The organism is Halodesulfovibrio spirochaetisodalis (assembly GCF_001672295.1).
Lineage (GTDB): Bacteria > Desulfobacterota > Desulfovibrionia > Desulfovibrionales > Desulfovibrionaceae > Halodesulfovibrio > Halodesulfovibrio spirochaetisodalis.
The window spans coordinates 91,654-113,777 of the sequence record NZ_JXMS01000011.1 but is presented as its reverse complement, the minus strand read 5'-3'; the positions used below and the strand labels follow the sequence as shown (position 1 = coordinate 113,777).

Sequence of the window (22,124 nt, the reverse complement as noted above, 5' to 3'; positions counted from 1 at the left end):
CAGTAAAACATGGAGGTTATACATTATGTCTTTAGTTATTAACAACAATTTGATGGCAGTAAACGTCACCCGCAACCTGAACAGCTCATACGGGAAACTCGCAACATCCACCCGTCGCCTGTCCTCAGGTCTTCGTGTTGGCACTGCGGCAGATGATGCTGCCGGTCTTGCAATGCGCGAACTTATGCGCGCAGATATTAAAACACTTGCTCAGGGTCTGCGTAACGCTAACGACGGTATTTCAATGATCCAGACTGCAGATGGCGCTCTCGGCGTTATCGATGCAAAGCTCATCCGCATGAAAGAGCTTGCAGAACAGGCTGCTACCGGCACTTACACTGATGCACAGCGCTTGATGATCAACCAAGAATATCAGCTGATGGCGAAAGAAATCACTCGTATGGCCATGGACACTGATTTCAACAGCAGGAAATTACTTGCCGGTACAGGCCAAGAAATTAATGTTGAAGAAAGTGTTGCCCAAAACGATGCTGCGCGTACGGCAGAAGCAACTATGGTTGATGAAGACGGCAACACACAATCTTGGTCAAGTGACGGGCCAAACGATGAAGCAATCGTTACTAGTTCAGCAACAGACACACCACTCGGCGCTATCGACGCAAATGGTGTTCAGACCATTACCAAATCAAATGCTGGTGACACACTCACATACACTTCAAGATCTGGGATTGCAGCGGTAGAGAACACCGTAACAACCGTTGCGGGCGGTGGAACCATGGATCTTAAAACCGGAGAACTTACTGGTGTGGGTGTTACAGCGTCCGCTGTTGCTGCTGTTACATACGCTGGCACAAAGGTAACTATCGAAACCCGTGCACCAGGAGGCAACTGGACCGATATTACTGACGCAGCAACAGCAGCAGCGCAAACAACGACTGCAACCCATGAAGTACGAATCACAGCAGAACTTGCTAATGGATCAATCGTGCGCGACACATTTAGCAATAACGATAATCAATTTACCATTACTCCAACTGTTGCCGGTACTGCTAACAGCTATACCATAAGAACTACTGCGGACTCTGGTACTGCTATTCAAATTAACTCTGAATTTGCTGCATCGAAAACATTTGAACAAACCACAAAAACTGGCGTTAAAGTGGTCAACGATGCTGTTTCGTTCCTTGAAGACAACTCAAAAACTTATCTGCCTGCCAAAGCAGGTTTTACTCACGACGCTAAGACAGGTGAGATTAAAAAAGCTCAGTCTGTTGAATCCTCTGCATCAAGCAGTTACGGTTCGATGAAGACGCCTGTTCAAGATATTATTATCGAAGCGTACAACGAAACTACCCATACATGGGATAAGCTTTCCTTGGGCGATACTACTGGAGCTACTCTAGATATCCCTGATACTGTAAAAAAATTCCGCATTACTGCAGAATACGGTGACTACAACAAGGTTAGAGATACGTTCTCTAACAACACTGGTGGTAAATTTACTGTTACTAAGACCCAGTACGGCATGGACTTAGGCATGACAGATACTGATGCAGGCACACCTGGCATTCAGGCTCAAAATTCTACAACACAACTCAACGTTAAGTCAGAAGATTTAGTTGTAGTCAATGTACACTTTGGTACAGGTAGCCAGAAAGTTGATAGCTACGACACCTACATCAATATGGCTTCTGCAAAATCCCTTGGTGTTGGTGAAGAAGCTGGCGACCATATTAAGACTCAGAAGATGGCTAAAAAAGCTCTGGACAACCTTAATATTGCGATCACCCGTAAAGATGAAATCCGTGCAGAAATTGGCTCTACCCAGAACCGCCTTGCTGCAACGGTTGAAAACGTATCCATCCAGAAAGAAAACTTACAGGCTTCTGAATCTCGTATCTCTGACGTGGATGTTGCAACTGAAATGACACAGTTCAACAAAGTTCAGATCATGACTAACGCTGCGGTTTCTATGCTTGCACAGGCAAACTCACTGCCTAAGGCTGCTCAGAAACTTATTGATGGTCGATAGACAGCTAGCAATTCCAACATGTAAAAGCCGAGGATTTTCCTCGGCTTTTTTTATAACTAAATTTACCTTAAAAATGACCTAGCTCCCCTGCAAAAAATTCCTACACTTGCACCTATCATCAATATTCTTTTTCTTTATAAATCTTAACATGCTGTTTATATTAACATTTACAAACATGGCCTCTTACTTGCTTTTTTATTCACAGTAAAACATGGAGGTTATACATTATGTCTTTAGTTATTAACAACAATTTGATGGCAGTAAACGTCACCCGCAACCTGAACAGCTCATACGGGAAACTCGCAACATCCACCCGTCGCCTGTCCTCAGGTCTTCGTGTTGGCACTGCGGCAGATGATGCTGCCGGTCTTGCAATGCGCGAACTTATGCGCGCAGATATTAAAACACTTGCTCAGGGTCTGCGTAACGCTAACGACGGTATTTCAATGATCCAGACTGCAGATGGCGCTCTCGGCGTTATCGATGCAAAGCTCATCCGCATGAAAGAGCTTGCAGAACAGGCTGCTACCGGCACTTACACTGATGCACAGCGCTTGATGATCAACCAAGAATATCAGCTGATGGCGAAAGAAATCACTCGTATGGCCATGGACACTGATTTCAACAGCAGGAAATTACTTGCCGGTACAGGCCAAGAAATTAATGTTGAAGAAAGTGTTGCCCAAAACGATGCTGCGCGTACGGCAGAAGCAACTATGGTTGATGAAGACGGCAACACACAATCTTGGTCAAGTGACGGGCCAAACGATGAAGCAATCGTTACTAGTTCAGCAACAGACACACCACTCGGCGCTATCGACGCAAATGGTGTTCAGACCATTACCAAATCAAATGCTGGTGACACACTCACATACACTTCAAGATCTGGGATTGCAGCGGTAGAGAACACCGTAACAACCGTTGCGGGCGGTGGAACCATGGATCTTAAAACCGGAGAACTTACTGGTGTGGGTGTTACAGCGTCCGCTGTTGCTGCTGTTACATACGCTGGCACAAAGGTAACTATCGAAACCCGTGCACCAGGAGGCAACTGGACCGATATTACTGACGCAGCAACAGCAGCAGCGCAAACAACGACTGCAACCCATGAAGTACGAATCACAGCAGAACTTGCTAATGGATCAATCGTGCGCGACACATTTAGCAATAACGATAATCAATTTACCATTACTCCAACTGTTGCCGGTACTGCTAACAGCTATACCATAAGAACTACTGCGGACTCTGGTACTGCTATTCAAATTAACTCTGAATTTGCTGCATCGAAAACATTTGAACAAACCACAAAAACTGGCGTTAAAGTGGTCAACGATGCTGTTTCGTTCCTTGAAGACAACTCAAAAACTTATCTGCCTGCCAAAGCAGGTTTTACTCACGACGCTAAGACAGGTGAGATTAAAAAAGCTCAGTCTGTTGAATCCTCTGCATCAAGCAGTTACGGTTCGATGAAGACGCCTGTTCAAGATATTATTATCGAAGCGTACAACGAAACTACCCATACATGGGATAAGCTTTCCTTGAGTGACACCACAGGTGCTACTCTCGATATCCCTGATACTGTAAAAAAATTCCGTATTACTGCTGAATACGGTGACTACAATAAAGTTAGAGATACGTTCTCTAACAACACTGGTGGTAAATTTACTGTTACTAAGACCCAGTACGGCATGGACTTAGGCATGACAGATACTGATGCAGGCACACCTGGCATTCAGGCTCAAAATTCTACAACACAACTCAACGTTAAGTCAGAAGATTTAGTTGTAGTCAATGTACACTTTGGTACAGGCAGCCAGAAAGTTGATAGCTACGACACCTACATTAATATGGCTTCTGCAAAATCCCTTGGTGTTGGTGAAGAAGCTGGCGACCATATTAAGACTCAGAAGATGGCTAAAAAAGCTCTGGACAACCTCAATATCGCGATCACCCGTAAAGATGAAATCCGCGCAGAAATTGGCTCTACCCAGAACCGCCTTGCTGCAACGGTTGAAAACGTATCCATCCAGAAAGAAAACTTACAGGCTTCTGAGTCCCGTATCTCTGACGTAGATGTTGCAACTGAAATGACACAGTTCAACAAAGTTCAGATCATGACTAACGCTGCGGTTTCTATGCTTGCACAGGCAAACTCACTGCCTAAAGCTGCTCAGAAACTTATTGACGGTCGTTAGACCCAGCTACTCAACTTGATATAATGAAGGCCGGGGAAACTCTCCGGCCTTTTTCCGAATCACCCGCCTTTCAACAGTTGTTGTATGAAGCCATGTACGCTTCAGACAAAATTGTAGGACACGGAGGTTATACAATATGTCTTTGGCCATTAACCACAACTTACTGGCAGTAAACTCCAGATACAGCCTTGATTTCTGTTATAGAGATATGGCTACTTCTACTGAACGTTTGTCATCTGGACTTCGAATCAATACAGCTGTCGACGATCAGGCAGGGCTCGCCCTTCGTGAACTCATGCGTGCCGACATAACAACTCTTGGACAAGGGTTACGTAATGCTAACGACGGCATCTCCATGATTCAGACTGCAGACGGGGCTCTGGGCGTCATTGATGCTCAGCTTATCCGCATGAAAGAACTTGCGCAGCAGGCATCTACTGGCACATACACCGATGCCCAACGCGAAATAATCAATACCGAATATCAGAAAATTGCCTCAGAAATCAGCCGCATTGCTGGAAGCAGTGAATTCAATACTAAACATCTTCTGAATGGCTACCAGCATGACTTTGCAACTGAAAACGCTTCCCCTACTCCAACTGGCACCGCGACTGTCGATGAAGCTACTAAAGAAATTACTGTAATTGCAGCCACTGACACAACAACATTCGTTAATAAAAACAAAGACGGCTTTAGCGTAACCACAACCGCTACTTTCTCAGAAAAAGGAACAGGAACAGCTGCACCAACTGAAGCCACTTACGAATACAATGAAGACGGCACTACCACTATTACACCAAAAGCTGCCGGCGCAGGTGCCAAAGAGCTCATCAGTTCCTCCACCTACAACCTGAGTAAGCAATATGAGCCAAGTGACGCTACATCCGTTCGTTATGAAATTTCAAAAGATGGTGGCAAGACATGGGAATACCTGCCAACGACTGGTAAAGTAACCACAAATGCAGGTGAGCAGATGCGTGTCACTGCAACCTACCAGCGTGGAGAAATCACAGAAATCTTTACTGACCCTAGCAGCACCGATCCTGCCCATGCTGCTGACGACGCCAGAATTGTTTTTGAATTTGATGCTGACACACATACGATGAGCTATAAGACCGTTGCCAAGCACACAGCTCCACCAGCACTCACTGAAGCCCAAGTCGATGAGAATGCCGCCCAAGCTCAAGAGGATTTGGAAACAGTACAGAATAACATTAAAACAGATTCTGCATTAAGTGTTAACTTCTCTTTCGGGACTGAGAATGAAGCAGAAGACAACTATTCTATTTTAATCGGAAAGGCTGATGCAAAATCTCTCGGCATCGGTGCTGAAGCAGATGACAACGTGCTGACCCAGAAAAATGCACAAAAAGCATTGGATAACCTTACTGCTGCGGTTTTGATAAAAGATGAAATTCGTGCACGAATTGGTGCAACACAGAACCGCCTCTCAGCTTCGATAGACAATATCAGAATCCAGCGTGAAAACGCACAAGCAGCGGAATCCGTTATCTCTGATGTTGATGTTGCAAGCGAAATGGTAGATTTCAGCAGCCAGCAGATTAGAGCAAATGCTGCCATGGCAATGCTTGTACAGGCAAACTCGTTGCCAGAAACAGCACGCAGATTGATCCAAGGTGCATAATATTTCAAAAACAACAAAAAAGCCGGAGAAATTCTCCGGCTTTTTTTTATTCATAACATTCTTGCCTGAAACAAGTTCACAGCAAACAGTTCATTAAGAATCAAAGCGCTCTAAGGCGATACTGGCAGCATACTGTTCAGCTCGCTTCACACTTGGCCCCTCAGCTATAACTATTGTCCCGTCAGGTAAACCAAGCTCTACCTCAAACACTTTTGCGTGCTCTGGGCCTTTACTGCTCTTAAGCGTATAGGACGGACGATCTTTAAATTTTTTCTGTGTCAATTCTTGCAAACGACTTTTGTAGTCTTTTGCTTTTGTGCTTTCCGGCTCATTTGGCCATTTATTCTCAAACACATTATCAATATACTGCAACGCACTATCATATCCGCCATCCAGGAAGACTGCACCCAACACAGCTTCAAACGCGTCACTCAACAAAGAATGTCTGTCGCGCCCGCCTTGTGCTTCTTCCCCTTTTCCAAGCTTCAAATATTTATCAAGTTGCATTTCAATAGCCAGCGCAGCAAGGGAAGGTTTGCTCACCAGCTTTGCGCGCATGCGAGTAAGAATCCCTTCTCTCGCCCTAGGAAACTTGGCAAACAACCGCTCAGAAACACAAATCTCCAGCACGGCGTCACCTAAAAACTCCAAACGTTCGTTGTGTTCTATTGCTCCGCCATGTTCATTCGCATATGAACTATGCGTAAGAGCGGTTTCAAGCAAAGATATTTGCGTAAATGTATAACGAATATGTTCTTGCAATCTTTCGAGCATACTATCCTTCTCACACACTATGGTGCTTTTCTGCCGGCAAGTGTCTGTGTACAAAAGCAAGCAACCTTCTCTTGCACACACATCTTGTCAACAGCCTTCTGTGGTCGCATAAGTTTGCATTGGCGGTTATCTTTTTTTTCTCCGTATGTAAATACAGATGCCATTTATTCTACTAAATATACCTAAAACTAACTGAAACACATTGCAATTATGCAACATAAACTACTCATCCAATGGTAACCCGTCATTGAACACCCTTCCAACACTCTCCAATATTTAAAACCGGAAAAGTCTGCATATCTTTCTTGATTTTCTCTGCTAGAATACGGCACAGTATACCGCACTTTACGATGCAGACTACCCCATTTTTTTCATTATACTTTTTTAGTCTGCCTTCTATTCACGGCTGACTACCTTTTATGATATTGTCTTGATATATGTGCTGGAATATTCTGCTCTCTTAGATAGTCCATGCGCGTTGTGATTATATAGCTTTTCGACAGGAGGACGCAATGGCTGCAGGAATTTACATTGGCTCTACGTCCGGATATTCCGGAAAAAACATGGTTGTTATGGGCATTGGCCTGCGTCTTCAAAAAGAAGGATTTGATGTCGGGTACATGAAACCGGTCGGGGCTGTACCGGAAGAACGCGACGGTGTACTTGGCGATCAGGACGCTTTTTTTGTTCAAGATATCCTTGGACAAGATGCACCTCCTGAATTTGTAAGCCCGGTAGTTGTAACACAGGACTTCAAAGTCCGTGCATTCAGCGGTCAGTACGAAGACCTCATGCCAGCCATCAAACACGGATATGACCAACTGGCCAAAGACAAAGACGCCATGATTGTTGCAGGTTCCGGCTCTATGTACTCTGGACGCTACTGCAACATCGACGGCATGCGCGTTGCCAAGGCGCTTGGCCTGCAGATCGTTGTCATCGACCGCCTCGATAAAGAACTCAATTATGACTATCTTGTCGTGCTAAAAGATGTTCTCGGCGACAGTCTCGCCGGTGTTATCCTCAATGATATTCCAGCCAGCTTCATGAATGAGGTTGATGGACTGATAAAGCCGTTTCTTGAACGTAACGACATAAAAGTACTGGGTGTTATCCCGAAAGACCCGCTCATGGGTGCTATTAAAGTAAGTGACCTTGCTGAACGTCTCGGTGGCAGAGTTATCTCCTGCGCATCAAAATCCGAAAAAGTTGTTGAGAACTTCCTTATCGGCACCATGCAGGTTGAGAACTTTATGACTCACTTCAGAAAGAATAAAAACTCCGCTGTCATTGTTGGTGGAGACCGTTCGGACGTACAGCTTGTTGCTCTTGAAGGCAACTGCCCATGTTTAGTGCTTACAGGCAACCTCTACCCGAATGACATCATTCTTACTCGCTCAGAAGTGCTTAACATCCCGATTGTTGTGGTACGCGATGACACCTACACCGTAGCAAAAAAAATGGAAGCCATTCTTTCCAGACATAAGCTGCGAGATGTCATTAAAATCCGCCAAGGTGCCCAGCTGGTAAGCTCATCCATCGATTTTGAATACCTTAAAGAGCGCATGGGACTCGCGGATACATAACTTTTGTTACCTCCGGTGGCAGGGGAAAATAACTTGTTCTCTGCCACCTTCCCAACAAACTTAGAGACCTGTACTTATTCCTATCCCTGCTGACAGGTCGCCCTCCTCAGCTTTTTCTTTTTTGGGTTTCCTGACCTTAACGCCCCATTTGTGAGACTCCCATGCAGACAAACCGGCCTTACCAGAGCGCACTGCCCTTTCGTACCGCACTACCTTACCTGTTTCTCATTGCACTCATTTTTTATTTCAACTGTGTTGAACGGGCTCTGCTCTCTCCCTTGCTCGTATCAATTCAAAAAGAATTTAATTTTTCATATACATTAACCACAAGCTTGCTCGTGGCTCGCTCCCTCGGCTTAAGCGTCAGCCTTTTTTCTAACAGTTTTCTTGCCGTTCATTTTCAGCACAGACATATCATTACAGCTTCTGTATTCTTTGCAGGAGCCAGCTTTGCTCTACTCTCAATAACCACAACATACACTCAGCTTCAACTTGGATTATTCCTGTTCGGTCTTTCTGCCGGACTCTACTTCCCCTCCGGCATGACAACACTCGCCTCGCTGGTAGAAAAAAATGACCTAAGCAAAGCATTTTCTATTCATGAACTTGCCCCGAACCTAGCATTTATTACTGCTCCATTCATTGCAGAGCTCCTACTGAATGTGACAGACTGGCGGGGCTGTATGCAATACGTGGGCATAGCATCTATGGGACTGGCTGTATTTTTTGCCCTTACAGGAAAAGGGGGATACGGCAATGGTGCTCCTCCCCGTTTTGCTACACTCAAACGGATTCTCTCTAAGCGCAATACATGGATATTTTTTACACTTGCCGGATCTGGACTCGCCCTTGAAATTGCACCCTACTATGTACTTCCGCTATTCTTAGTTGATCAACAAAATATGACAGGAGCAGAAGCCAACCAGTTGCTTGCCTTCTCCAGACTTGCCACCCCAGCCGCAGCGCTCATGGCTGGATATGTTTCCGTAAGAACTGGTGAAAAGCCCCTTCTTATAACTTGTTTCTTTTTAAGCGCAGTTTCCCTTGCTCTTATGGCAACAACGCAAGGAGCTATCCTTAATGCGGCAATAATTGCACAACCATTATTTCCAGCTATTCTATTCCCTGTAATCTTCAAGGTTTTCTCAGAGTTCTTTCCTGCGGAAGAACAATCTCTTGTGCTCGCTATCACTATGCCGTTTGTCGGCTTTCTCGGCTCCGGTATTATGCCAAACTTTTTAGGATACTGCGGAGATATTTTCTCCTTCCAAATGGGATTCGGCATATTCAGTGTCCTCACTCTGGTAAGCATGATCGCTCTCTTTATTACGCCTTCACAAGATTAGCACGTCGAATAACTTGACAGTTGTAGAACGAATACCTACCTAAAGCCGGAACTTACTTTAAGGAGCAGAACATGGCTTATGAAATAAAATTAGTTAAATTGGTGAGCGGAGACATGCTCATTGGCAAAGCAGACGTTGAAGAAGGTATGCTTACTGACGTTGCTGTTTTGCAGACCGTCCCTACTCAGCAAGGCGTTCAGATGATGCTCCTGCCTTTCGGTTACCCGTTTGAGCAAGATTTCGACGCTAAAATTTCTACCGCACACGTAATCTACGAATACAAAGAGTGTCCGGAAGATCTTAAAACAAAATATCTGGAAGCTACTTCCAACCTTACCGTTTCCACCGGTGGTCTTGGCAACCTTGACCTTCAGGGCGGCGCAGGCGGTAACGTTACCGACATTTCACAGCTTCTGAAAAAATAGTTATTGTTTTTTTACTCGTTTTTCTGAGAGGCGGCAGTTATGCCGCCTCTCACCTATTTTGTACAACATAACTTTGTTACGACAGTTCACAGTGTCAGGAAAACAGTGCAACTCTCCCTGTTCTGAGACTTTCGTATAAGGATATTCCATGCGTGAATTGCTGCAGTTGGTTCCAAAACCCAGCCGTTACCTCGGCATCGAAGAGGGAACCGTTCATAAACAAGGCAAAGACATTTCCATCCACGTCGCACTTGCGTTTCCAGACATGTACGAAGTGGGAATGTCCTACCTTGGTCAAAAAATTCTTTACGGTATTCTCAACGAACGGGAAAACTGGTGGGCTGAACGCGTTTTCACTCCATGCGTAGAAACCGCACAAGTCCTGCGTGATCACAATGCACCACTCGCCACACTGGAATCCGACACGCCGCTCAACAAACTCGACATGATCGGCTTTCATGTCACCCACGAACTTTGCTACACCAATATTCTCTACATGCTTGATCTAAGCGGCATACCATTCCGCACAGCAGACCGTGGTGAATCACTGGATATCCCTATCATTATGGCTGGTGGTGGCTGTACATTATCTGCCGAACCTCTTGCGCCGTTCATGGATCTGATGACCCTCGGTGAAGGTGAGGATATGATGGTAGAACTGCTCGACACCCTTGAGCAGTGTAAAAAAGAAAACACTACCCGACATGAATTTCTGCTTCGTGCAGCCAAAGTTCCTGGTGTATATGTTCCATCCTTCTATGAAGCAAAAGAACAAGGCACAATGCTGGTTCCAACCGAAGATGTCCCAGCACGTCCTACGCGTCGCGTAGTTCCTGACATGAATGATGCTGACTTCCCTACAAGCCAGCCAATTCCGTTCGGTGCTGTGCACAGCCGTCTTGCACTTGAAATTGCCCGTGGATGTACCCGTGGTTGCCGATTCTGTCAGGCAGGCATGACCTACCGCCCAGCCCGTGAACGTTCTGTGACGAACGTGGAAAAAATTGTTCAGGAAAGCCTGACAACCACCGGATACGATGACCTTTCGTTCCTCTCCCTCTCTACAGGTGACTTTTCAGCACTGAAAGAGTTGTTCATGAACACCGTAGATCGCTGCTCACAAGAGCAGGTATCCGTATCCCTGCCTTCATTACGCGTAGGCTCCATTGATGATGACATCATGGAGAAAATGGCTTCTATCCGCCGCACAGGTGCAACCCTTGCACCAGAAGCTGGTAGCCAACGTATGCGTGATGTTATTAACAAAGGCATCACAGAAGAAGCTATCATCACCCACGTCCGCAAGCTCTATCAGCATGGCTGGCAGCAGGTAAAACTGTACTTTATGATCGGTCTGCCTACTGAAACTTATGAAGACCTTGACGAAATTGTTGAGCTTTGCCGGAAAGTACGTGGTGCAGCAGGCAAGCGAATTCAGGTTACAGCCGGTATCTCACCATTTGTACCAAAGCCGAACACCCCGTTCCAATGGGAAGCACAAATTTCATACGATGAAATCCGCAACCGAATCCAGTACCTGCGTGATAAATTCAAGCAGGAAAAATGCATGCGGATGCGCTGGCATGAGCCGGAATCCAGCCTTCTTGAAGGTATTTTCTCCCGCGGTGACCGCCGTCTCGCAAATGTAGTGGAAACAGCGTACGCCAAAGGCGCAGTATTCAGCAGCTGGGTTGAACACTTCTCTATCGAACCGTACCTCGAAGCACTCAACGAACATGGACTCACTATTGAAGAGTACACAGGTGAACGTGACCTTGAAGCAGCACTTCCGTGGGATCACCTCAACAATGGCGTAACAAAAGAATTTCTTATTCGTGAACTCAAACGCGCCAAAGAAGAGAAAGTTACTGAAGACTGCCGTTACGGTGCCTGTCGCGTGTGCGGTGCCTGTGATAAGGGAGCTAAAGAATCTGAACTGGAGCGCCTCACTGAGGACACCACCTATCAGAACCTTCTCAATAAAGAAGAACGAGATCAGCACGCGCATGAAATTGAACTTGATGAAAACAACCGCATTGTCATCAAGTCTGCAGTATCTAACAAACCGCCAAAACTCGCAGAACACCTTGCGGTAAAAGCAGCACACATGCGTGTATGGTATAGCAAAGAAGGCGCTTCTGTATTCCTCTCACAGCTGGAACTGCAGTCCATTTTTGAACGCATTTTCCGTCGCGTAGAGCTACCGCTGACCTTCTCCCAAGGCTTCCACCCGCTGCCGCTTATCTCATTCGGACGAGCACTGCCAATCGGTGTTGCCAGTAAAAAAGAGTGGGTAAATATCTTCCTGCGTGAAGAGTTCACTCCTGAAGAAGTTTTCAAAAAACTGATATCTGCAATGCCGGCGGGGATGCATCCAGTTGCGGTTGAAAAACTCAGCATGGCTAAAAAACAGCCTCAGCCATATGCAGAGACATTTAAAGTCGAATACGTAGGTGACAAAGAACGCGAACAAGACTTCATTCAAGCATTCAAAAACATGCTCGAAGAAGACTCCATTATGTGGACACGCTCGACCAAAAAAGGCGACCGCACAATGGATGTGCGTCCTGTTTTCGCAAAAGTTATTTTCAATGAAGAAGATATCACCATCACCCTTGACTGGTCAGACATCTACGTTTCTCCAGTCAACATTGTGAAAGCAATCACCCCGGGATTCGAAGTGCTTGATTTCAAAATGACAAAGCTTGAACAGCACATGCCGTAAGCGATAAATCAATACAAACAAAAAACCGCCCGTCATATTATGACGGGCGTTTTTTTTGTTTAAAAGGAGATGTCTCCGACGGCTCTCCGAGGGGCAAAGGTCTGCCCTTGCATCCCGCAAGGGGCATGCCCCTTGACCCGATTTAGCGCGCTTTCAGCCCGTTAATTATGGTCTTGGAAGCCGCGCAGGTAGCTACCTTTCTGTAACAATAAAAGGGTGCCCCTCATTTGAAGGGCACCCTTCGTAACTAGAAAGGGAGTAGTGCAAAAGCCGCGAAGAATCTCTGTCCGTCAGCTTGCGTCGCAGAAAAAAGTTTTAGGAGATTCTTAAGAAGCCCTTTTTCAAAAGGGTTCTTAAGCCGTCGGAGACCCGCCGGAGGCACAACGTTATCCCTTTCCTCCAGGATGCGCCTTGTCATACACCTCGACAAGCTTCGCAATGGTAAGATGCGTATACCGCTGTGTAGTGGTTAGCCGCGCATGCCCTAACAGTTCCTGAACACTGCGCATATCAGCTCCTGCTTCGAGTAGATGGGTTGCAAACGAGTGCCGCAAACTATGCGGTGAAATTGCTTGGGGCAGCCCAACGCGTTTGCACAGATCTTCGATCAACCTTGCTGCTTGCCTGCGATTCAGTCTTCCTCCTCGTGCTCCGAGGAATAAGGCTTGCTCTTGGTCTGTTGCATCCAGCTTACCTCGCACAGAAAGCCATGCTGTCATTGCTTCTTTAGCTGTGTCAGAGAGAGGTACGACCCGTTCTTTTTCACCCTTTCCCATGACGCGTACTATGCCTGAGTTTACATTAATATCGTGTATATTAAGGCGCAACGCCTCTGATATTCGCAAGCCGGAGCCATACAACAGTTCTGCCAGTGCAAGGTCGCGCAACAACTGCTCTTCACCATACGCACGTTTGCGTGTTGACTCTGCAACGGTTTGCTTCTTTTTGTTCAGCACCTCAAAGGTCTGATCAACATTAAGTGCTGTTGGATGCTTTTGGGGCGCTTTCGGGTTCCGCACACTTTCTGTTGGAATATTCTGAATCAGCTTGCGCTTCGCCATGTATTTAAAAAAACCACGCAGCGCAGAGAGCTTACGTCCCATAGAGGTTTTGCCTATCTCCATACGATGCAACTCTGCTAAAAAACCGCGTACATGCTCACGCTTAACCTTTTCCGGTGCATCCAAAGTCTGCTGTGTTCGGTGCAGGTAGGTTTCAAACTGGTACAGATCGCGTGCGTACGCCTCCACAGTGGCACTTGAGTACCCCTTTTCGATACTTAAATGCCCTATGTACATCTCAGCCATATCAGGCAGTTCCGGCAATTCGCCAGTGAACGTATCATCCGCGATCATTATTCTCTCCGCTTACGCAAATACTATGGTATTCCCATGTTACTTATGAATAAAATAAAACATGAGGCAATTACATTTTCGAATACTTCATGCCCGGCAACTGACGAACACTTCCTGCAACTTCAAGCATAAGTAGTGCTGTACTTATTGTAGATGCTGGATGATTCAACAGTCTACTCAGCACATCAATATGCACAGGCTCTTCGCCTGTAAGTAATGAAAGAATCTGCTCATCAAGTGGTGCATCGGGATCAATTAATTTTTGATCCAGCGGTAGGATATCAGCATGAACCTGCACTTGAGGTTCTGGTACGGCTGCCTTGCTGTCGACAGCTTCATCTGAGTGAGTTTTTGTTTCAGATACCTGCTCAGCCTCACATGAAGAACTGATTTCTGTTGAAGCGGTCAGAGGAATCTCAATTACTTCCGGTATGGCAGCCAGCCGCTCTTCCAGCGTTAACGCCTTCTCTTCAGCATCATGCTCTAGCGAGTCGTCAGTGATTTGTTCAACAGCGTCTATAGAAGCCGCCCTGTTGGATTCATGTGATGATTCAACTAACTCGGTTTCATATGGGTTCTCTGGCTTAGATTCATTTTCTGAAGGCAGCGCTGCTGAAGTAGCGTTCTCTGAATCTGTTGTTCTAGTGAAGCTCTCAAGAGAAACACCGAGCAACGGAGCAATGGAAACAAGGATATCGTCACAGGAAAAAACAGCCGTAGCGCCTTGTCTGATCAAATCATGACAGCCAGACGACGCACGAGCCTGCATTCTTCCGGGCACGGCAAAAACTTCCCGCCCCTGCTCTAGAGCATGCCGTGCAGTAATAAGACTGCCGCTTTTGGGCATGGCTTCAACAACAAGTACGCCTAGTGCAAGGCCGCTGATGATTCGGTTACGCAACGGAAAATTTCGCCCTTCAGGCGGCATATTGGGAGGAAACTCTGTAACAATGGCTCCGTGTTCTGCTATCTGAAAAAATAGTTCACGATTCTCAGGAGGATATACATGGGAAATGCCAGTACCCAGAACAGCAATAGTACTGCCCCAGCCAGTCAACGACGAGCTGTGAGCAACAGAGTCTATGCCACGGGCAAGTCCGGAAACAGTTGTAACACCAGAGGCTGACAGCGTTTTACCGAGCACTTTTGTTGTATTAATACCATCCTTAGAACAACGACGGGAGCCGACGACACCTATGGATGGATTTTTTAATAAAGAACAGTCGCCCTTGTAATACAACAGTAATGGCGGATCTGGAATTTCCCGCAACAGATCAGGGTACTCAGGGTCAGCCCACAGAACGATGTTACACGAAACCTGCCCTGCGTTTTCCCACTCTTTTCGTGCCTGCTCACGCCACCGGTTGCTCAGCACAGCTTCAATAACCTTTGCGGAAATAGAAGCCTTTGCTGCCCAACCTTTGATATCCTTCATGGCAGCTGCTGCTGATCCATATTCCACCAAAAGTCGCTTGGCGGTTCTGAATCCAAGCCCTGCTGTATACCGGAACGCCAATGAAGCCCAGTAATCTTCACGCCGTTCGTCAGATAATGTTGCCAGACAACTTACAGGAGTAGCGTTCATACGTACCAATTAAAAGCCAGAGAGCATTTTTCGGGCAAGACGCGCTTCATTACTTTTTGGGTACGTCTCAACAACTTTCAGCAAAAAGCGGCGAGCTTCTGAAATTTCGTGCAGCTTTTTATATGAATACCCGATTTTAAGCATTGCGGCTCTTGCCTTATTACTTTTTGGGAAACGTAGCAAAACTTCGCGGAACAAGTCGATTGCAAGTCGAAAATCCTTCTGGGAATAGAAAGACTCGCCAACCCAATAGACAGCATTAGGGACAAGATCATGCGATGGAAACTCTGTCAAAAACTCTTCAAGACGCTCGCGTCCTTGCTCATACGCTCCGCTTCCCAACAGCTCCAGCCCGTGCTTGTACATGGATGAAGCACCTTTTTTCTTGGCTGGAACCGGAACAACACGCTTAGGCACCACTGCAACGTTGGTTACCCGAGAAGCAGTAACCGTTGAAGAAGGTTTGGTGTGTTTTAACACACGGGGCTTGGCAGCAGACTTTGCAGAAACAGGTTTTGTTGCTGAAGCAGACAGCGTTTTACCTGCCGTTGGTGTTGGCTGAGCTGAAGTATGTTTTTGAATTGCTGGAGACTTAGCAGCTTTCGGTTGAGATGTTTTTGGGATGAACATCGCAATGGCAGCCTTTTCGTCTTCCTTCTTTTTCTGAATATCAACACTGTACTTTTTATCAGGTCGCTTACTGGATGACGAATGTGTTGTCCCGCCCTTTTGTATAGCAGCCGAAGCAGGTGCCTTTTGTTTAGAAGCAGTAGTTGCAGGCTGCGATGTAACTATAGTACCGCGTTTTGCAAATACATGAACATCCGGTGTCAGCTGGGTAGACGTAAGAATCATTTCTTCCTGCGACGGAACAGGCAGGCCAACCTTTTTTTCCAGCTTTGCAATTCGTGCAGAAAGGTCAGCTTCGCGCATTGCCGCTTTCTCTCTAAAATCCAGAAAGCGCTGTTCCAGATTCTCCATTCGCCACCGTGTACTTGCTACATCCGTATTCATTGCGGCAGTACTGCACCCGCAACATACGAAAATAAGCCCCCCTGCAAACAACCGTCTCAGCATTACCACTCCTCTACAATACGCTCTGCTTACAGACAATTTTCTAATATACAACATGCCATCAGTGCATCTATCACCAAATATCACGCGCAGCATACCTGTATTCTGTTCTCAACTGAAGTTATTTTTTCTGGAAAGAACAGCTATTACAGCACTCTTAATGCATACTGGACTATGTGCCAAACTTGCTTTTCGCGTGTAAATGATGCAAGGAAACGGTTGCCCGGCACAAAAGCCGTGCAAATGCATCCAAAGGAGTTCCTGTAGCATGAATTGGCTACTCTACGACCCTCAGTATCTGGGGATGAGACTTGCAGGCATGTTGGTAATCATGACATTGTTTGCTGTGCCGTCCCTTCCACTGATTTCTGCTATCAGCCAAAGCATCGCAAAATCTCAGAAGAAGAGTTTTTACGATAAGTTTGGTAAGCAGCTCACTCGCATGTGCCTCATTTATGGCGGCCTTGCTTTCGCAGCGCTCGGAGTGGCGACTGCGCGTTACCTGACGATTGATCCGACCGTCCTCCAAGGACCGTATCAATTGCCTCTTATTGCGGCTGCATGTGTTTCCGTGCTCGCCGCTGCTGTTGTGACTATGTACCTGATGGTCTGGAAAACTATGCGCAAACAAAAAGGCGCACACATGACTCTCGGACTCGTAAGCTCCGTACTGCTTTTTGCCGCAGTCACCTGTCTGGCAATTGTTGCAAACTGCTTACTTGATCCTGCTCATCCGCTTCCTGCTGTCGCTACCCCTGTAGAAGTACTTATCGCACTTATTACTACTGCAAATACAACGTCGTTTATCTTTTTTCTTGCCATTGGCTTCCTCATGGGACTTACCTTGTGCGGCGCCTTTAGTCAGGTCTACCTGCTTGCACGCAGAGATAAAGACGACTTCGGTCGCGACTACTACAAATTTGCAATGCCATACGCAGCCAAATGGGCAATCTGCGGCGCTGTTCTCCAGCTTGCTGCTTCCGTTACCCTGCTGGACGTAACCGTATTTATCGACATCATTTCCACGAATGTACCGGCAGATCTCATGCAGAACCCTGCTTTTGTTGCGTGGGCCTTTACTCTTGGCCTGCCTGTATTTGCCTGCATTCTCTGGACATTTATTGTACTCAGCGCAGCTCCTATGCGCAGAAAAGTGAGCATCTACTGTGCTGCCATTATTGTGATTATTGCCAACATTAGCCTACTAACAATAGGCTACATTGGTCTTTTCATGCCAATGGCGCTACAACCTGCAGTCGGACAGTAGGCTAACTTTAACTCACACGAGTTATCAAAAAGCCCGGCACCGCTCAGGTGCCGGGCTTTATTTGTTTAGAGGCTCGGGGAACCGGAAACGGTTTTATGCAAAAGGCGTTGACAATATATGTCAAACTGTTCAAATATTCTTCAGATTGAGTGAATATTGGTGCCCCGCCAATTTGAATTATAAAACGGTATGCTACCGGAGAAAAGGATTCTGGAATGGACTTTAAACTTGACTTACTGCCTGAGGAAAAACGGAATCATGAGTGTTTATCAGGAGTTGAAACACTCTCATTCGGTCAAATGCGCAGTGATCACATGTTCGTTGTTGATTACGAAGACGGCGAATGGAAAGATGGGCGCATTGTTCCTTATCAGGACTTCTCCATCGCACCTGGCGCAATGGTACTCCACTACGGTCAGGCTATTTTTGAAGGCGCTAAAGCGTTCCAGCGCGACGGTGAAATTTTCACATGGCGCTTCGACAAAAACGCAGAGCGTCTTAACGAATCTGCACGCATCCTTTGCATGCCAGAAATTCCTGTAGACCTTCAGGTAGAAGCACTCAATCGCCTGCTCGACGTTGAGCGCAACTGGTGCCCGGGTATGGATGAAGCATCCTTATACATCCGCCCGTTCATGTTTGCGACTCAGGACTCCCTTGGTGTTCATCCTAGCGCAAAATACACTTACTGTATCATGCTCTCACCAAGCGGCCCTTACTACGCAGGCGGCTTCAGCAACACTGTGACCCTGCTCGTCACTGAAAAATTCCACCGTGCTACACCAGGCGGCACAGGTGCTGCAAAAGCATGCGGTAACTACGCTGCTTCCCTGCGCGCGCAGGAATTTGCAAAATCTAAAGGCTGCGGTCAGGTACTCTACCTCGACACCACCAACACCTTCCTTGAAGAAGTTGGCGCAATGAACCACTTCCATATCATGAAAGACGGTTCCATCGTTATCCCTGAATTCACTGACACAATCCTGAAGTCCATCACTTCCCAGTCAATTCTGGAACTTTTCCCGAATGCACGTCAGGAACGTATCAAAATCTCTGAATTCCTTAAGCAGGTAGAAAGTGGCGAAATCATCGAAGCAGGCGGTTTCGGTACTGCTGCAGTAATCACACCTGTAGGCAAATACGTCACAGACGACGGCAAAGAATACGTTGTAGGTAACGGCGAAATCGGTGAACACACCCGCGCTATCTACGAAAAATACGTAAGCATGCAGCGTGGCGAAACTGAAGCACCAGAAGGCTGGCTCGTTCAGGTTCCTCGCTACTAAGCACCCCGATTCTTGAATTACAAAAAGGCGCTCAATTGAGCGCCTTTTTTTGTATCCGAAAGACAGGGGAAATGATGCTATGCAGCACCCTCTTCAGCTTTCGCCATCCACTGTCGATACAGTGTAAGCACTATGCAACTTAGCGGCAGAGCTAAAACCACTCCTAAGAAACCGAGCAGCTTTCCCCAGATGGAAAGAGAGAGCAGAATCATCCAAGGAGAAAGTCCCAAACTCTCTCCTTGAAGCCGTGGAACGAGCACGGCATCCTGCAAAACTTGAACTATTGCAAAGATCAGCCCAACGCCACCCAATGCATACCAAAAGTTCCCTCCTGTGGCCAAAGCATCGATTCCTGCCAAGAAAAAGGCTGGGATAAGCCCTATGATCTGCAAGTAAGGCACCATATTCAAAAGACCTATCAGCATACCCAAAAGGACTGCCAGCGGAAGTCCTATGATCAGAAAGCCTACAGAAAAAAGGCAGCCTATAATGAGTGCGATGAGAGCTTGCGTTCGAAAATAATGATTGGTGACAGTGGTAAATTCATCCACAAAGGTTATGACGCGATCTCGATAACCAACAGGAACGCACTTGCGCCAGCCACTCAGTTTGTCATAGTCGTTGAGAAGAAAAACAAGGTACAAAATAATTACGAACAGACCAGCAACAGCGGTCAGAGTCTGCGCCGACCCACTAACTATGTGCCAGATGCCCGGCAGTGCTTTCTGGACAGAAGCTTGTAACATATCAGTTAAGCCTGACTCAGTGAGAAAGTTACGGACTTTCTCCTGCTTCGCCAGCTCCAGCACCTTTTGCCAGATATCCGCAGGAATATACTGTTCCGCCCTTTGGGCTACAGCGGAGTTATTGATCACGCTGGACAGTAATTCCCCTGTATGTTTGAGCTCTCCGCCAATCATGCCCAATGCCATCCAAATCAGTTTGGCTGTAGGGAGCAATATGGCGACGAGGGTTATCAACACTGCAGCCGTGCGATTTTTAATGTAACGGCCAGTAAAGTTCACCATTGGGTGAAGCATGTATGCCAGAGTTAAGGCGACCACAAATGGAGTTAGCGCATCACTCAACGTATCGAGTAATAGTACGCTTACCCAAATAAAGCCTCCCGCTAGAAGTAACCGAATCACCCGATCAAAGGTGTATGGTGCATCGTTATCTATCATATATTTTCCATTTTTCTTACGACCAAAGGTTCCCACATATATGCAAAGATCAAGAAATCTTTTGCACTGTTTTTCTGGCAAGTTACTGGCCAACAGGCAGTGCCTTACAAAAGTGATGTCGACCTTTGCAGTCCGGTTGGCCTACATGATGATCAGCCCTATTATCAAGCGAGAAACATCTTTTTGCTCATCTTTTCCGAATTCATAACAGCTTGTTACGACAACATAGCTGGTCTGTAATCAAATTACGATGGATAATCCCTCATTTTTTTTAGTTTTCATGTCTACCCGTCTGTGATTCTCAACAACCACACTGCCTGCCATTCAAAAAAAGTACGCATAAAAAAAGTCCCCTATTTCACAATGAAATACACACCGTGAAATGGGGGACATTCTCTCTTCAATGTTACTAACTATCTTTTTTCAGCGCGGCATCAACGCTGTCTGCATCCAAGACTTCCAGACAACTATTAAGAGACCGCTCCAAGCAACACCATGTGTGCTTCAGCTCCGGATACTCATCGCCAAGCTTCTCATGCAGCATCCGCAAGGTGCTTGCAACATCGTACAATTCAGTAATGGGATCAAACGAAAGGGAAGTGTTGATTTGTGCCATAAGACAACTCCTGAGTGTTATGTTTTTTCTTTACGCTATGTTGAGTTCGCGCAAATAAAAAAGATCGGGAGCTTCAACACCGCACTCAGGTCGGCAGAGGGTTTTCCCCTTACGGGTATTGTATCGCCCTCGTACTCCCGATCAAAAATAGCTTGATCGTGTAAGGTAGGATGCCTTCAAACACAAGATGCACTGCTCCTAGGAACGCCAAGATTGGCAGGAGTTGTATCTCTTGAAAATTGAACGCAAAAAACCACTTCTTACAGGAAGCGGAGAGCCGCTGAGTGTTGGTTTAAATAAAAAACCTAGGTGTGTTGAAGCACCTAGGTGAAAATATGTCGTTTTTTTATGAGAGTGTCAAATAGAAGGAACGACGCTTCCCTTATCTCACAATCGATGCACGCTATTGTTGGCATTGCGAACTAAAAAAGGTCGAGAGCTTCAACAGCCGCCCACCAGAAACGACCAGAGGGGTTTCCCCTTGCGGGTATTATATATCCCTCATACTCCCGACCAAATATTGATTGCTGCAAGCTTACTGCGCTAACAATTTCAAAATATGGATATTTTGTACAGAAAACCAATTCTGCAACGTAGAAAATGAACAAAAAAAAGCTCCCACCTCAATAGAGGCAGGAGCTTTTACACACCAAAATTTGTTTAGACTACTTGAATGCTAGCGACGAGGCGCGCGAGGTTTTGCTTCGGAAAGACTTGCAGGGCGTCCCATCAAGTTCTTACCGTTCAGGGTCTCAATTGCAGCATCGGCTTCATCAGCATCCATATCTACAAATGCAAATCCGCGGGAGCGACCAGTTTCCTGATCTTTCATAATGCGTACACGGATCACTGTGCCACATTCTTCAAAAAAGCTCCGTAAATCATCATCTTCAGCGGACCATGCAAGGTTGCCGACAAAAATACTCTTTATCATCAGATTCTCCATAAAAAGTTCACGAGTATACCGTGTTTCTGTCGCAATATACCTAAATAGCAACTACCCGCAACGAAAATATGCTGGCAGAAAAATATCCCGCCGCAACGTATTTACTTACTGTTTATCTCTCC

General features: G+C 46.3%; 16 protein-coding genes and 2 pseudogenes. 11 read left to right on the top strand and 7 right to left on the bottom strand.

Features of this window, described 5'->3' with window-relative positions; genetic code table 11:
- Positions 1-25 precede the first annotated feature (25 nt).
- The 5 genes and pseudogenes from SP90_RS16630 to SP90_RS16960 all read left to right on the top strand — a co-directional run.
- Positions 26-445, top strand: a pseudogene (locus SP90_RS16630) (flagellin N-terminal helical domain-containing protein); the annotation flags it as partial.
- Between the two features lie 69 nt (positions 446-514).
- Complete coding sequence (locus SP90_RS16905) at positions 515-1,993, top strand: flagellin (protein WP_331710487.1); 1,479 nt, start codon at positions 515-517, stop codon at positions 1,991-1,993.
- Positions 1,994-2,220: 227 nt separating this feature from the next.
- A pseudogene (locus SP90_RS16620) lies at positions 2,221-2,640 on the top strand (flagellin N-terminal helical domain-containing protein); the annotation flags it as partial.
- A 69-nt stretch (positions 2,641-2,709) separates the two neighbouring features.
- Positions 2,710-4,188 carry a flagellin gene (locus SP90_RS16900; protein WP_331710486.1) on the top strand — a complete coding sequence of 493 codons (1,479 nt, stop codon included), beginning with the start codon at positions 2,710-2,712 and terminating at the stop codon, positions 4,186-4,188.
- 136 nt (positions 4,189-4,324) lie between these two features.
- Positions 4,325-5,833, top strand: coding sequence for a flagellin N-terminal helical domain-containing protein (locus tag SP90_RS16960; protein WP_066854468.1), 1,509 nt, complete (start codon positions 4,325-4,327; stop codon positions 5,831-5,833).
- A gap of 93 nt (positions 5,834-5,926) precedes the next feature.
- On the opposite strand, the gene rnc is transcribed toward SP90_RS16960, so the two are convergent.
- Positions 5,927-6,607, bottom strand: a complete 681-nt coding sequence (gene rnc / locus SP90_RS08255) for a ribonuclease III (RefSeq protein WP_066854466.1) — start codon at positions 6,605-6,607, stop codon at positions 5,927-5,929.
- Positions 6,608-7,119: 512 nt separating this feature from the next.
- Here rnc and SP90_RS08250 point away from each other — a divergent pair.
- The 4 genes from SP90_RS08250 to SP90_RS08235 all read left to right on the top strand — a co-directional run bounded on the left by SP90_RS08250 (position 7,120) and on the right by SP90_RS08235 (position 12,689).
- Positions 7,120-8,193, top strand: coding sequence for a phosphotransacetylase family protein (locus SP90_RS08250; protein WP_066854464.1), 1,074 nt, complete (start codon positions 7,120-7,122; stop codon positions 8,191-8,193).
- Between the two features lie 161 nt (positions 8,194-8,354).
- Positions 8,355-9,539, top strand: a complete 1,185-nt coding sequence (locus SP90_RS08245; RefSeq protein WP_066854462.1) for an MFS transporter — start codon at positions 8,355-8,357, stop codon at positions 9,537-9,539.
- Positions 9,540-9,610: 71 nt separating this feature from the next.
- Positions 9,611-9,964: a hypothetical protein gene (locus tag SP90_RS08240; protein WP_066854460.1), complete on the top strand. Its 354-nt coding sequence runs from the start codon at positions 9,611-9,613 to the stop codon at positions 9,962-9,964.
- A 148-nt stretch (positions 9,965-10,112) separates the two neighbouring features.
- A complete protein-coding gene (locus SP90_RS08235; protein WP_066854458.1) occupies positions 10,113-12,689 on the top strand; it encodes a TIGR03960 family B12-binding radical SAM protein in 2,577 nt (858 codons plus the stop codon).
- 386 nt (positions 12,690-13,075) lie between these two features.
- On the opposite strand, the gene SP90_RS08230 is transcribed toward SP90_RS08235, so the two are convergent.
- From SP90_RS08230 to ybgF, 3 genes are all read right to left on the bottom strand, one after another.
- Positions 13,076-14,044 (bottom strand): tyrosine recombinase XerC, encoded by a 969-nt coding sequence (locus SP90_RS08230; protein ID WP_066854456.1) that lies wholly within the window; start codon positions 14,042-14,044, stop codon positions 13,076-13,078.
- A gap of 70 nt (positions 14,045-14,114) precedes the next feature.
- The gene (gene dprA / locus SP90_RS08225) at positions 14,115-15,629 is read right to left on the bottom strand and encodes a DNA-processing protein DprA (protein ID WP_066854454.1); all 1,515 of its coding nucleotides are present in this window, start codon (positions 15,627-15,629) and stop codon (positions 14,115-14,117) included.
- 9 nt (positions 15,630-15,638) lie between these two features.
- Positions 15,639-16,706, bottom strand: a complete 1,068-nt coding sequence (gene ybgF, locus SP90_RS08220) for a tol-pal system protein YbgF (RefSeq protein ID WP_066854452.1) — start codon at positions 16,704-16,706, stop codon at positions 15,639-15,641.
- 265 nt (positions 16,707-16,971) lie between these two features.
- On the opposite strand from ybgF, the gene SP90_RS08215 reads away from it, so the two are divergent.
- Positions 16,972-17,970 carry a hypothetical protein gene (locus SP90_RS08215; RefSeq protein ID WP_066854450.1) on the top strand — a complete coding sequence of 333 codons (999 nt, stop codon included), beginning with the start codon at positions 16,972-16,974 and terminating at the stop codon, positions 17,968-17,970.
- Positions 17,971-18,185: 215 nt separating this feature from the next.
- The gene (locus SP90_RS08210) at positions 18,186-19,256 is read left to right on the top strand and encodes a branched-chain amino acid aminotransferase (RefSeq protein WP_066854449.1); all 1,071 of its coding nucleotides are present in this window, start codon (positions 18,186-18,188) and stop codon (positions 19,254-19,256) included.
- A gap of 77 nt (positions 19,257-19,333) precedes the next feature.
- Here the strand turns inward: SP90_RS08210 and SP90_RS08205 are convergent, their stop codons facing one another.
- From SP90_RS08205 to SP90_RS08195, 3 genes are all read right to left on the bottom strand, one after another.
- Positions 19,334-20,440, bottom strand: coding sequence for an AI-2E family transporter (locus SP90_RS08205; protein ID WP_066854447.1), 1,107 nt, complete (start codon positions 20,438-20,440; stop codon positions 19,334-19,336).
- 409 nt (positions 20,441-20,849) lie between these two features.
- On the bottom strand, positions 20,850-21,056 hold the full coding sequence (locus SP90_RS08200) for a hypothetical protein (protein ID WP_066854445.1): 207 nt from the start codon (positions 21,054-21,056) through the stop codon (positions 20,850-20,852).
- A 676-nt stretch (positions 21,057-21,732) separates the two neighbouring features.
- Positions 21,733-21,990, bottom strand: a complete 258-nt coding sequence (locus SP90_RS08195) for an RNA recognition motif domain-containing protein (RefSeq protein WP_066854443.1) — start codon at positions 21,988-21,990, stop codon at positions 21,733-21,735.
- Positions 21,991-22,124: the final 134 nt, after the last annotated feature.